At 48.6% G+C, this 14,538-nt stretch carries 8 protein-coding genes; 6 read left to right on the top strand and 2 right to left on the bottom strand.

The window, feature by feature from the left end:
* Positions 1–40 precede the first annotated feature (40 nt).
* Positions 41–937, bottom strand: coding sequence for a site-specific tyrosine recombinase XerD (gene xerD, locus QZT80_RS15850; protein WP_295123956.1), 897 nt, complete (start codon positions 935–937; stop codon positions 41–43).
* Between the two features lie 258 nt (positions 938–1,195).
* Between xerD and QZT80_RS15845 the strand changes: the two genes are divergently transcribed.
* Complete coding sequence (locus tag QZT80_RS15845) at positions 1,196–4,648, top strand: pyruvate carboxylase (protein ID WP_295123953.1); 3,453 nt, start codon at positions 1,196–1,198, stop codon at positions 4,646–4,648.
* A gap of 545 nt (positions 4,649–5,193) precedes the next feature.
* Here QZT80_RS15845 and QZT80_RS15840 read toward each other — a convergent pair.
* Positions 5,194–5,610 (bottom strand): nucleoside-diphosphate kinase, encoded by a 417-nt coding sequence (locus QZT80_RS15840; protein ID WP_295123950.1) that lies wholly within the window; start codon positions 5,608–5,610, stop codon positions 5,194–5,196.
* A 218-nt stretch (positions 5,611–5,828) separates the two neighbouring features.
* Between QZT80_RS15840 and QZT80_RS15835 the strand changes: the two genes are divergently transcribed.
* From QZT80_RS15835 to QZT80_RS15815, 5 genes are all read left to right on the top strand, one after another.
* Positions 5,829–6,833, top strand: coding sequence for a DHH family phosphoesterase (locus tag QZT80_RS15835; RefSeq protein ID WP_295124465.1), 1,005 nt, complete (start codon positions 5,829–5,831; stop codon positions 6,831–6,833).
* Between the two features lie 28 nt (positions 6,834–6,861).
* Positions 6,862–7,731 (top strand): FKBP-type peptidyl-prolyl cis-trans isomerase, encoded by an 870-nt coding sequence (locus QZT80_RS15830; protein WP_295123948.1) that lies wholly within the window; start codon positions 6,862–6,864, stop codon positions 7,729–7,731.
* Between the two features lie 118 nt (positions 7,732–7,849).
* Complete coding sequence (locus QZT80_RS15825) at positions 7,850–9,751, top strand: AAA family ATPase (protein ID WP_295123945.1); 1,902 nt, start codon at positions 7,850–7,852, stop codon at positions 9,749–9,751.
* A 60-nt stretch (positions 9,752–9,811) separates the two neighbouring features.
* Positions 9,812–10,876 (top strand): LacI family DNA-binding transcriptional regulator, encoded by a 1,065-nt coding sequence (locus QZT80_RS15820; protein ID WP_295123942.1) that lies wholly within the window; start codon positions 9,812–9,814, stop codon positions 10,874–10,876.
* 390 nt (positions 10,877–11,266) lie between these two features.
* On the top strand, positions 11,267–14,521 hold the full coding sequence (locus tag QZT80_RS15815) for a SusC/RagA family TonB-linked outer membrane protein (RefSeq protein WP_295123939.1): 3,255 nt from the start codon (positions 11,267–11,269) through the stop codon (positions 14,519–14,521).
* Positions 14,522–14,538: the final 17 nt, after the last annotated feature.

Here is a 14,538-nt window from a genome sequence, read left to right as displayed (position 1 = left end):
AGTTGATAAAAAGCCATCTGCCTGCAGGTGGCTTTTTTATTTAGAAACGGGGATGATAACGCTGCAGCGTGTCGCGCAGGTACTCGCGGTCGAGGTGGGTGTAAATCTCGGTGGTGGTAATACTTTCGTGTCCCAGCATTTCCTGCACGGCGCGCAGGTCGGCACCGCCCTCTACCAGATGCGTGGCAAAAGAGTGGCGAAAGGTGTGGGGAGATACGTCTTTTTCTATGCCTGCCTTCATCACGAGGTCTTTAATCACCAGGAATATCATTACCCGGGTGAGCGCACTGCCCCGGCGGTTAAGGAATAATATATCTTCCTGACCTTTTTTCACCGGCGTATGTACACGCACCTGTGTTCTGTATATATCTATATAACGCAACGCATCGCTGCCTATAGGGATCAGTCGTTCCTTATCACCCTTCCCGATTACCCTGATAAACCCCTCGTCCGTATACAGATGCGAGATTTTCAGCCCTGTTACCTCGCTCACCCGTAAACCACAACTGTACATGGTTTCGAGGATGGCTTTGTTCCTCGTGCCTTCCGGTTTGCTGAGGTCGAGGGCGCCGATCAGTTGCTCGATCTCGGTAAAACTTAACACGTCGGGCAGCTTGCGCCGGGTTTTAGGTGCTTCCAGCAACTGGGTGGGGTCTATTTTAATCAGATCTTCGAGCAGCAGGTATTTATAAAAACCTTTAATCCCGGAGATGATCCGGGCCTGTGAGGTGGAACTCATGCCCAGCGAAGCGATCCACTGCACACAACCAGTGAGGTGTTCTAACTCTACCTGGGCAGGAGCGAGGGGCTGGTTTTGTAACTGAAGGTACTGCGTCAGCTTCTCCACATCCCGCAGATAAGCTTCAATAGAGTTGCCCGCCAGTGACCGTTCCAGCCGGAGGTATGCTTTAAAACCATTCAGATGCGATTCCCACATAAGCTGCAAAGTAGGCAAACGAATGAAATTACCGTGTATCGTTACCCGTAATAACCTATCCGTCTTTTAAATAATATATTTATATAGGACGGTTTTTGAATAATAATTTTTAAAAAACGCCTACAATTAGATAATTTTTATGAACAAACTTCAAATATTAAAAAACTACTAAGAAAAAACCTGATTGTTTTACTACTTTTATCGCGGGTTATATTTTTCATTTCCTGTATTTTTAGGACTACCTATCTTAAATTAGACATGTCGGAGTTAACGCTGAAGAAAATTAAGAAATTACTTGTAGCCAACCGTGGCGAAATAGCCGTTAGGATATTACGCGCAGCAGCCGAGTTGAGGATTCGCACGGTGGCACTTTTCACGTATGAAGACCGCTACTCCTTACACAGGTACAAGGCGGACGAAGCTTACCAGATAGGAAAGGACGACGATCCGTTAAAGCCTTACCTGGACATTGAAGCGATCATTTACCTCGCCAAAACACAAAACGTAGACGCCATTCACCCCGGCTACGGCTTCCTGAGCGAAAACGTTGAGTTTGCACGCAGGTGCCGTGAAGAAGGTATCATCTTCGTGGGGCCCGACCCGGAAGTGATGGCCCAGCTGGGTGATAAAGTAGCCGCCAAGGAACTGGCGCGCGAAGTGGGCGTTCCCCTCATCGAAGACAGCCAGGCTAAACTGGATAATATAGATATCGTACGCAGCGAGGCCAAACGTATTGGCTTCCCCATTATCCTGAAAGCCGCCGCTGGCGGCGGCGGACGTGGTATGCGTGTGGTACGTGACGAAAACTCCCTCGAAAAGTCCTTTACGGAGGCTAAAAGCGAGGCAGGTAAAGCTTTCGGTAACGATACCATCTTCATTGAGAAATTCATTGAAGAACCTAAACACATCGAAGTACAGCTGATGGGCGATAACCATGGCAACATTCTTCACCTGTACGAACGCGATTGCTCGGTGCAGCGCCGTTTCCAGAAGGTGGTAGAAATTGCGCCTTCGCCCAACCTGCCCCTCGAAACCCGTAACGAGATTTATGAGTACGCCCTGCAACTCGCCAGGAAAGTAAAATATAATAACGTTGGTACCGTGGAGTTCCTGGTAGACCGCCAGAACAAAGTATACTTCATTGAAGTAAACCCACGTATCCAGGTAGAGCATACCGTTACTGAAGAAGTAACCGGTATCGACATCGTACGTTCACAGATCCTGATCGCCGCCGGTCACCACCTGAGCGATCCGGAGATATTCCTGAAAAGTCAGGACGACGTAACACTGAATGGCTTTGCCATCCAGTGCCGTATTACCACTGAAGATCCGGAGAACAACTTTAAACCCGACTACGGTACCGTAATCGCCTACCGCAATGCCGGTGGTTTTGGTATTCGTCTTGACGAAGGCAGCACCTACAGCGGGGTTAATATCTCTCCGTTCTTCGATTCCATGCTCGTAAAAGTGACAGCCTGGGGCCGTACACTGTCTGGCTCGGCCAGCCGTTTACACCGTACCCTGCGCGAGTTCCGCATCAGGGGCGTGAAAACGAACATCGGTTTCCTCGAGAACGTAATTACCCACGATACTTTCCGCAAAGGCAACTGTACCGTTAGTTTCATCGAGAAACACCCGGAACTGTTTAAAGTAACGCCTATACGCGATCGCGCCACCAAAACGCTCATGTACCTGGCCGATGTAACGGTGAATGGCCATCCGGACGTGAAACTGGCAGATGCGACTAAAAAGTTCCGCGTGCCTAAAGTGCCTTCATTCGATGCGCTGAAACCACATCCGGAAGGAGCGAAAAATAAACTGGAACAGCTGGGCCGTGAGAAATTCTCCGAGTGGCTGCGTAACGAAAAGCCGGTTTATATTACCGATACCACTTACCGCGACGCACATCAGAGCCTGTTGGCCACACGCGTTCGTACAAAAGATATATTAGCGGTAGCCGAAGGGTATGCAAGAAACAACCCACAGATCTTCTCAATGGAAGTGTGGGGTGGCGCGACCTTCGATGTATCTATGCGCTTTTTGCATGAGTGCCCCTGGAAAAGGCTGGCGCAGTTAAGACAGGCGATGCCTAATACTTTGCTGCAAATGCTGTTCCGTGGCTCCAATGCCGTAGGTTACTCTGCCTACCCCGAGAACCTGATCGCGAAGTTTGTCGAGAAAGCCGCAGAAACCGGTATCGATATCTTCCGCATCTTCGACTCACTGAACTGGGTAGAGGCCATGACGCCGAGCATCCGTTTCGTAAGGGAGAATACCAATTCCCTCGCACAGGCGGCCATCAGCTACACCGGCGACATTACCAATCCGGATAACAAAAAGTACACGCTGCAGTACTACGTAGACCTGGCTAAACGCCTGGAAGACGCGGGCGCACACATGCTGGCCATTAAAGATATGGCTGGTTTGCTGAAGCCACAGGCCGCCACCACATTGGTAGGCGCACTGCGCGATGCTGTGAAACTCCCGATAGTACTGCATACACACGACACCTCCTCCGTACAGGCCGCTACTTATCTAAAGGCCATCGAAGCCGGGGTAAACGTGGTAGACTGTGCCATCGCCTCCCTCAGCGGCTTAACGTCGCAGCCTAACCTGAACGCGATGACGGCCATATTGCAGGGCAACGAACGTTACCAGCCTATGGACCTGCACTCGTTGAACCAGTACAGCACTTATTGGGAAGATGTACGCGAATTCTATTACCCTTTCGAGTCGGACATGAAGGCCGGCACGGCACAGATATACGAAAACGAAATTCCCGGTGGCCAGTACTCCAACCTGCGCCAGCAGGCCGAATCACTGGGCCTTGGCGATAAACTGGAAACCATCAAACATAACTATGCGGTGGTAAACCAGCTGTTTGGCGATATCGTTAAAGTAACCCCCAGCTCTAAAGTGGTAGGCGACATGGCCCTGTTCATGACCTCCAACAACTTTACTGCGGAGGACGTGCTGGACGAAAGCAAAAACATTTCTTTCCCTTCTTCTGTACAGGGCTTCTTCAAAGGCGACCTCGGCGTACCGTACGGTGGTTTCCCTGAAAAACTGCAGAAGATCGTATTAAAAGGTCAGGAGCCACTCAAAGGCAAACCGAACGAACACCTGAAAGCGGTGGACTTCGATAAAGACTTTGCCGAATTCCAGGTGAAATACCCGCTGGCCGACTTTACCGACTACCTCAGCTTCCATATGTTCCCGAAAGTATTCGACGAATATTACCAGCATGCGCAGGTATACGGCAATGTAGAAGCCATTCCGACACCGGCGTTCTTCTACGGTCTTAAACTGGGTGAAGAGATCCTGATTACATTAAGCAAGGGTAAAACCATCATTGTAAAACTACTTTACATCCTGCCGGCCGACGAAAGCGGTATGCGTACGGTAGTATTTGAGTTGAACGGTTACGCCCGCCGTGTGCAGGTACGCGACCGTTCAGTAGTAAGCGCAGTGGTGAGCAACAAAAAGGTGAGCAACCCCGAAACTGAGGTGGGCGCGCCGTTACAGGGTAAATTGTCTAAACTGCTGGTGAAAACCGGCGACCAGGTAAACAACAATACCCCATTATTCATCATTGAGGCCATGAAAATGGAAACGACCGTTACCGCCACCAAAGCCAGCAAAGTGAAAGCTATTCACCTGCAGGAAGGCACCATGGTAACCCAGGACGACCTGGTGGTAGAATTAGATTAGTATTGATTCTTTTTAAGATAGGTTGAGGGGCTGTGTATACACAGCCCCTTTTTTTATGCCAGCTCTCTGAACGGTCCTCCATAGCTGTAAACCGGTTACAGGACTACCACTGCCTGCTGTAAACCAACACCCGGACTGAGGCATTGTCTTTTGCCCCCATACCCACACCATCCCCATAAAGAAAAAAGGCAATTTAATACCAGTAACTACGCATTCAACATGGATTAGCCACGAGTTCAACACAATGTCGGATTAGGTTAGGACTAGGGAAAGATTAGAATAACATTAGAATAGAATTAGAATAACATTAGAATAGAAAACGGAGAGTATGCGGTGTGCATAAGGGTTAAACACTATAAACAGGCGCTTTATCAGGGAATAGTCAGGATCAGGCGAAAAAAGGCATAAAGGTGCCCAAAAAGCTAATAGTAATTTACCAGCGATGGGCAGTCACTTAGGCAGAAAAAGGGGAGGGGCGGGCATAAAAAAAGAGAGGCTCAAAAAAGCCTCTCCTGCAAATTCATTTTTCTAATGCTATAGCTATATTAGAATTTCTCCAGGCCGCTGAAGAAGAAGTTGCCTTCGATGGCAGCGTTCTCGTCAGAGTCGGAACCATGTACCGCGTTGCGGCCGATGGATTCTGCGTAGCGTTTGCGGATAGTACCTTCTTCCGCGTTAGCAGGATTGGTAGCACCGATCAGTTTGCGGAATTCTTCTACTGCATTGTCTTTTTCCAGGATAGCAGCCACGATATGACCGCTGCTCATAAATTCTACCAGTTCACCGTAGAAAGGGCGTTCTTTGTGTACAGCGTAAAATTCGCCGGCTTTTTCGGTAGAAAGGCGCAGCATTTTCATGGCTACGATGCGGAAGCCAGCTTCATTGATCTGGGCGAGAATACCGCCGATGTGGCCGTTACCAACCGCATCAGGCTTAATCATTGTGAAAGTTCTGTTACTCATATTGTTGTTGGGTATTTTCCTGTTAACTAATACCAGTAAGGGAAAGCGGCCTTTTTAGGGGCTGAGGTTTCCTGCTGGTCAGGGCGCAAAAGTAACCAGTTTTTTCGATGAACTAAAAAATTTTGAAATTCTGCCTCAAATGAAGAACTTCGCACTTCGTTTTCCCATAAACCGGTAGGCGCTTTAACAGCTTGTAAAATATAACATTATAGTTTTTGATGAAGCCAATTGAGGAAATCAAACCTTTGCTGGAAAGCCCCAAGAAAGTGGTGATCACCATGCATCAGAAACCCGATGCAGATGCAATGGGTTCTTCGCTTGCGTTGTTCCACTATTTGCAGCAGAAAGGACACCAGACTACGGTTATCTCGCCCACCAACTATCCCGACTTCCTGAAATGGTTGCCTGGTTGTGACCTGGTGGTTGATTTTGAATCGGCCAACGACAAGGCACTGGAAGCAATGAAACAGGCAGAGATCTTGTTCTGCCTGGATTTCAACAACATAGACCGCACCAAGAACATGGCGCCGGTGATTGAGAAGATGACGGCTATCCGCATTCTGGTAGACCATCACCTGGAGGCTAAACCGCAGTTTGACTATGGTGTGAGTGACACTACGGCAGCGGCTACCGCCCAGATGATCTACGAGATGTTGTATAAGCTGGGGGAAGAAAGGTACATCAACCTGGCTATGGCCGAGTGTATTTACGCAGGCACCCTCACCGATACCGGCTCTTTCCGCTTTACCTCCACATCCGCCAGGGTACACCGTATGGTGGCCGACCTGATGGACCGTGGCTTAAAGCACGAGTTCATTCACCAGGCTATCTATGACAACTTCCTGGAAAACCGACTCCGCTTCCTGGGCAACGCCCTGTTGAACCGCATGGAAGTTTTTTATGAGTGTAATACGGCCATGATTGCCATACCTTACAGCGATTTGCGTAAGTTCGACCTCCAGACAGGCGATACCGAGGGTATCGTTAATTTCCTTTTGTCCATCCAAGGCATTAAATTAGCGGCACTGATCATCGACCGGAATGTAGAGGTGAAACTCTCTTTCCGCTCTAAAGGCGGTTTTGACGTTAATACGTTTGCCCGCAGGTATTTCGACGGGGGAGGGCATTTTAACGCGGCCGGTGGCAGAAGTGGCGATCCGCTGGACAAAACCATCCAACGTTTTATAGACGCGATGCACGATAACGAAGATTTATTACAATAACTTAAATACACTCATCTAATAATTTCAAATGAAAAAGAACAACCTGTTACTTGTTGCGTCATGTGGCTTGCTGCTGCTGGCCAGCTGCGCTCCTAAGCAAAGGAAAACTCCCGGTGGCATCGACTATACCGTTGACAAATCTGGCAGCGGCGAACAGCTGAAAGTTGGCGATACCGCACTGATGCACATCTACACACGCCTGAACGACTCTATCATGTTCGAGTCACGCAAAACTGAAGGCCACGCTATCCCTGTACCCATCATGAAATCTCAGGAGAAATATGACCTGATGGACGGCTTCGCAGAACTGAAAGTTGGTGACAGCGCCACTTTCGTGTTCCTGGTAGACTCACTGCCTCAGATTCCTCCTTTTGCTAAAAAAGGCGACAAGATCAGGCTTACGTTCGTAGTGGACAGCAAATATTCTGCTGCTACCCAAACTGCTAAAGAAGAAAAAGAAATCGCTGAATACCTGAAAGCTAAAAGCCTGACAGGTGGTACTAAAACCGCTTCTGGCGTTACTGTTGCAGTTACCCAGGAAGGTACAGGTGCTACACCTCAGCCAGGTGATACTGTGGTAGTTAACTACACCGGTTCCCTGCTGAGTGGTAAAGTATTCGATTCTAACGTAGACTCTACTATCCGTCCGGGTATGCCTTTAGAGCCACTGCGTTTCCCTATCGGCCGCGGTTTCGTGATCAAAGGTTGGGATGAAGGTATTGCAGCCCTGAAAAAAGGCAGCAAAGCTACCCTCGTAATCCCTTCTGCTGTTGCTTACGGCTTCCAGGGTAATCCTCCAACCATTCCAAGCAACTCTGTACTGGCGTTCACTGTTGAACTGCTGGACGTAGTGCCTGGTGCAGCTGCTCCGGCAGCTCCTGTAGCTCCTGCCAAATAAGGTTAAAGAGAATTTAAGAGATAAAACGGAAAAAGGGAATGCAGCAATGCGTTCCCTTTTTTTATGCCCCGGCATAATTCAGTACTTTTAGGCATCTGTTCGGGAATCAATTTATATCATGCCGCTTACTATCGATAATATTACCCTGGATGAATCGAATGCCGAGTTTAACTACGCCATGCAATTCATCCAGCATACCAACCGCCTAGTGTATTTAACAGGTAAAGCAGGAACCGGTAAAACCACGTTCCTCAAATACCTGCGGAAAAACACCGTTAAAAACACCGTTGTACTGGCATTTACCGGGGTAGCGGCTATTAACGCCGGCGGTCAAACCATCAACTCGTTCTTCGGTATCCCGTTTGGTCCCTTCGTACCAAACGACCGCAGGCTGCGAAAGTTTGTCCCTGCCGGGGAAGCTGATAAAAGCACCATCTACAACCATTTTCAATATAAAAAAGAAACCCTCGAAATTATCCATAGTCTCGAACTATTGATCATCGACGAAATATCGATGGTGCGCTGCGATATGCTGGATGTGGTAGACCGGTTGCTCAGGGTATTCCGGAAAAGAGAATATGAACCGTTCGGCGGCGTGCAGGTAGTATTGATAGGCGATACCTTCCAGTTACCACCTATCGCCGATAAAGAGCAGTGGGACATACTGAAACCCTTTTACGAAAGCCCGTTTTTCTTCAGTTCCGGCGTCATCAAAAGGCATGAGCCTGTTTACATCGAACTGAAGAAGATTTACCGGCAAAGTGACCAGGAATTTATAGACCTGTTGAACAGCGTGCGGGTAGCCGAGGTAGGGCAGGAGGAACTCAACCTCTTAAACAGTAAATACGATCCCACGTTTACACCGGGTAGCGATACCAACTACATTACACTTGCTACGCACAATGCCATTGTTGCCAGCACCAACAGTACCAAACTCGCTGAACTCAAGGCCCCCATGCAGGTGTTTGAGGCGGTGGTTACCGGCACGTTTCCGGAGAGTACCATGCCTACAGAGAAAGAGCTACAACTCAAAGAGGGTGCGCAGATCATGCTCATTAAAAACGATAAAAGCGGCGGGTACTATAATGGCAAACTCGCCACGATTAAAACGATAGAAGACGGAAAGATCACCGCCGAATTTGCAGGCGGACGCAAAATACTGCTCGAAAAACAGGTTTGGAGCAATATCCGCTACACCTGGAACGAGAAAGACAAACGGATTGAAGAAGAAACCGTTGGCACCTTTACGCAATACCCCATCAAACTGGCCTGGGCCATTACCGTACATAAAAGTCAGGGCTTAACCTTTGACCATGTAATAGCAGATGTAGGCAAAGCCTTTGCGCCCGGGCAGGTTTATGTAGCCTTAAGCCGCTGCACCTCCCTTGATGGCCTGGTGCTGAAAACAAGAATAGACGCATCTGCGATCAAGACCGCACCCGAAGTGCTGGAATTCGCCCGAAATGAAATTCCGGTTACGCCTATTACACAGCAACTCAATACCGGCAAAGCCGATCTCTATTATCAAAAAGCCAGAGAAGCGTTCAGGGAAGCCGATTTCGACACAGCGTACGTGAACCTCGTGCAGGCCACCAGACTGCGCAACGATATTGATACACTGCTGTTCCGCCGTTATATCGTGTTGCATGCCACACGGCTTGCGTCGTTTAAGAACATCCACAGCGAATTATGGCCATTGTACCTGCGGGCCAGTGAGCAGGCAGAAAAAGCGGTGTTTAAGAACGACTCACTGCTCGAGGAAATAGGCGTACTGGCCACCGCCAACACGACACAACATAAAACCATCAAACTGCTGCACGACAAGATAGATGAACAGGAAGAGGCGAGTGCCCAATATACCCGGGAACTGCAAGACCTGCGGCAAAGCCTCGATAAAAGTCAGCAACAGCGTGCCGTACTCGAAGGGCAGCTCGCTGCGGAGAAACAGCGTGTAAAGTCGCTGGAAGCGCAACTGGAAACAATGCGTAAGCAGGAAACCAGGAAGAACAGCCAGGTATGACCCGAAAGATTTTTGCTTTCCCCATAATTATGAAGATATTTATAAGGTAAAACCGAGTGGATGAAGAACAAAAAAGAAATCATTCTGACAGGTGTAAAGGAAATAGCCCGCCGCGCCAATGTATCTATAGGCACGGTAGACAGAGTGCTGAATAACCGTACCGGCGTAGCGGAAGAAACCAGGAGCCGGATACTGGAAATCATTAAAGACCTCGATTACCGCCCCAATATGATCGCCAGGAGACTGGCATCAAAACGCACACTGAACCTTGCGGTATTAATACCTGCAGTGTCGGGCGAAACCGGGTACTGGAACGGGCCACTGAACGGCATTTCACAGGCGGCATCGGACATTAAGGATTATGGGGTAACGGTGGATAAATACTTTTTTGACCAGAACGACAGGGCCACTTTCACCGCCAAAGCACAGGAAATTCTGAAAAAGGAATACCAGGGCGTACTACTCGCGCCGATGTTCGAAGAGGAGTCGCTTACCTTTATTAAGAAATGCGCTGCGAAACACATCCCTTTCGTGTTCATCAACTCAGACATTACAGAACTGGAAAGCCTGAGTTACATTGGGCCCGATTTATACCAAAGCGGTTACCTGGCCGCGCACCTCATCAGTTACCTCGTATCCAAAGATCAACGCATCCTCATCGTTAACATCTCGAAAGAACTCGATCTGCATCACCATCTGTTAAGGAAAGAAGAAGGCTTCCGCGCTTACTTTGAGGCCAATCCCAGGCAGGTAAACATCCGGAAAACGGATATCAGGCAAACCGATTACAAGTCCGTTAAAAGCAAACTGCAAAAAACACTGGCCGAACAGGAGGCCGATGTGATATTTGTAACCAACTCACGCGTATCGGCCGTGGCACATTATCTCGACGAAACCGGGCGTAATGATATCAAACTGATCGGGTACGATTTCTTAGAAGAGAACATCAGTTATATGAAGAAAGGTACCATCGATTTCCTGATATGCCAGAAGCCGCAGGAGCAGGGCCATAAAGGGATCATGGCCTTATACAATCACCTCGCGCATGGCGCTGTGATTGAGCAGAAACAGTATATGCCCATCGATATTATCACCCGCGAAAATTACCTTAATTATAAAAACTAACACATGCACGAAGTTATCTGCAACGGAAAATATTTTTATGCAAAAGCTACAACTTCTCATTTTTATATTTATATTCGTGTACGTTAACGGAGAAACTAAAATACGCAGTTTCTCTTTTTTGGAGAAACCTTCGTGTACGTTAACGGAACAATCATCATCAAAGCAGGGCAGAGGTAAAACTCCATATTAGCGCCTAAGACAGTTGCATTTAAAATCTATTTTTTTGCCGTATCTCGTGTACGTAAACGAGATCGGGTTATCAACCAGAAACAGCTGAACATCCACGTCATATTTATCGCCTTCCTTTCCAGGAAAACGAGTGTATGCCGGGAGGTAAACAGCATTGCCGTGTATTATTTCGAAACAGGCCACAACCAAAAACTATCAGTTATGAACGCGATCTATCAATTCAGGCGCCTTTACCTATGTATGATGCTGCTGGCGGGCGCCGGACTGTATGCCAAAGCCGCTCCCCGGCAAAACCAGCCAGCCTTTTCTATCAGGGGGATCGTTACTGACGAAAACGGCGCTAAGGTTCCCAGTGCCAGTATTTACAATCAAAAAACAAAAGCGTCAACCGTTACCAATGTAGACGGTGGTTACGCCATCCATGCTAATAACGGCGATAGTATTGTTGTACAGATGATGGGGTATGAACGTTATGCGTTTGTGGCCAGAACACAACAGCGTACAATTAACATCACGCTTAAAATGAAGGCCGAGAACCTGAAGGATGTAGTGGTAACGGCATTGGGTATTAAGAGAGAAGAACGGGAACTGGGTTACGCTTTTACAGAAGTGAGCGGCGACGATATTAATAAAGCGAAAGAAACCAACGTAATCAATTCACTGGCAGGTAAGGTGCCCGGATTGATCATCAACAGCACTGCGGGCGGCCCTGCGGGATCATCGAGGGTGATCATCAGGGGTAATACCAGCATTACGGGGAACAACCAGCCTTTGTATGTGATTGATGGTATACCGATGGACAACTCGAACTATGGCCAGGTGGGCAATGGCAAGTTTGCAGGAGGCACGGCGGCCGACAACGGCGGTGTAGACATGGGCGATGCCATTTCCGCCATTAACCCCGACGATATTGATAAGATAAGTGTGTTGAAAGGCCCGTCTGCCGCAGCTTTATACGGCAGCAGCGCAGCCAATGGCGTAATACTGATCACCACTAAAAGAGGCGTACGTTCAAAAGAACTGGGTGTGGAATTAAGCAGCACGGGCACCATCGAAAAACAACTCACGAAAGTGGATGGCAACCAATACCTGTACGGACAAGGCCGTTCGGGACAACTGCCCTTAGACCAGGCACAGTCGCAAAACACCATGTTCATGAACTTCGGACCGCGGCTTGATCCAAATATCAAATACATCGGATTTGACGGTGTACAACGCCCGTATGCCCTGGCGAAAGATAACTTCGGCAGCTTCTTCAGAACTGGATCGTCATTGAATAATACGGTGTCACTCACCGGCTCTACCGATAAATCAAACTTCCGCTTCTCCGCATCGGACCTGCGCTATAAGGACATTGTACCCAACAGCGACATCCGCCGTAACAACTTCACATTTAGCGGACGCTCTAAATTCGGTACTAAACTGGATGTGGATGTTCGTGTATCGTATCTCAATGAAAAAGTTAAAAACCGCGCCGGACTTGGCGATGCGCCGACTAACGTAGGACAGAACTTTAACGGTTTGGCGAATAACATCGATCAGTCGGTGTTTTCAGATACTTATAAAACAGCCAGCGGCGAATATGTTGAATGGGGCGGGGGACAGTATCGCTTAAACCCTTACTGGGTGCTGAATGAAATGAGCAACGTAACGTTAAAAGACAGGTTTACCGGAGCGTTTAATGCCACCTATACCATCAACAAATGGCTGAGCATACTCGGCCGTGCATCTACCGATATTACTTTCCTGGATTACGACCGTTACAGTCCGCGCACTACGCCACTGGCATTGTCTGGTATGATGAATACCATGGACCAGAAGTACACGACCAACCAGGCGGAGTTAATGGCCACCATTACGAAGAAATTTACGCCAAGCTTTGGCTTCACCGGCAGACTGGGTACCAGTTTAAACCAGCGAAGAAGAAAAGGCACCACCGCTACTTATACCAATATGACCGTAACAGATGTGATCAGCATCAACAGTTACCAGGATAAAGCGATAGAAGAAAACAACATCCGCAGGGAGATAAGATCCGCTTACGGTTTGTTCTCCTTCAGTTACAAAAACTACCTGTACCTGGATGCTACCGTGCGTACCGATGCTTCATCCACTTTACCCGAAAGCAACAATGTATACACCTACCCGTCGTTGTCGGCCAGCTTCGTGTTCAGCGATGCGTTTAAGCTGCCTAACTGGCTATCGTTCGGTAAACTAAGAGCATCGGCGGCCGAAGTAGGCAACGATACCGATCCGTATATGCTGGATGTATATTACAGTCTGTACCCGCTTACGTTTGACGGGGTACAGCCAGCCAATCTTTCTACAAAAACATTACCCAATACCAATCTGAAACCAACCCGTACCCGCTCGTTCGAAACAGGTGCAAACCTGAAGTTCTTTAACGGCCGTATCAACTTCGACGCTACCTACTATACTTCCAAATCGAGAGACCAGATCAATATTGTTCCGGCACCGATATCGTCGGGCTTTACACGGCAGATCATTAACGCAGGGATGGTGACCAACAAAGGTTTTGAGCTGTTACTGTCTGGCACGCCGGTGGCGAAAAAGGACTTTAACTGGGAGGTGACCGCCAACTTTGCGCGTAACGTAAATGAAGTAGAATCGCTGGTACCGGGTGTTCCGTTTATTGCTTTATCAGAGGCTCGCTGGCTGGGCCTGTTGGTGGCCGCTATGCCCGGACAACAATACGGCGCCATCCTGGGTTACGACTACCAGCGTGACCCGCAGGGGAACGTGATCCTGAATCCAACATCGCTCAATCCCTTGCCTACCACCGACCGCCGTGTGCTGGGTAAAGGTGTGTTCGACTGGACAGGTGGTTTAATGAACCGCCTCACCTACAAAGACTTTAGCCTGAATGCCTCCTTCGATGTGAAGTATGGCGCAGATATCTTTTCTATGACAGACATGTTCTCCGTGATCCGCGGCAGCAGTAAAAAAACACTGCCCGGTCGTGAAGAGTGGATACAGTCGGAGCAGGACAGGCTCGCTGCCCGTAAAACCCTCGCCGAATGGCAGGCGATGGGCATGGTGCGGGGTATAGTGCCCGAAGGTGTGGTACAAACCGGTACCGATGCAGATGGTAAACCCATCTATACAAAGAACACCCGTGCCGTAGATCCTTCTGCTTACTGGGGAGGTTTTTACAGCGATGGTAATGGCATTGCGGTACCGTTCATCTACAAAGCCACCTATGTAAAGGTGCGTGAGATCGTGCTTTCTTACAGACTGCCTAAACCAGCGTTGACGAAACTGGGCATCAAATCCGCCTCCATAGGCCTGGTTGCCAGGAACCCTTTCATCATCTATAAAGACATCCCGAACGTAGACCCGGACTCCAACTACAACAATGGTAACGGCCAGGGACTTGAATACGGCTCACTGCCATCGCGCAGGGGCTGGGGACTTAACCTGAACGTGCGTTTGTAGTCAATCACTTTAAAAAC

Source organism: uncultured Chitinophaga sp. (genome assembly GCF_902168175.1).
In the GTDB taxonomy this organism is placed as follows: Bacteria; Bacteroidota; Bacteroidia; order Chitinophagales; family Chitinophagaceae; genus Chitinophaga.
This window is presented reverse-complemented; position numbering and strand designations above follow the sequence as displayed.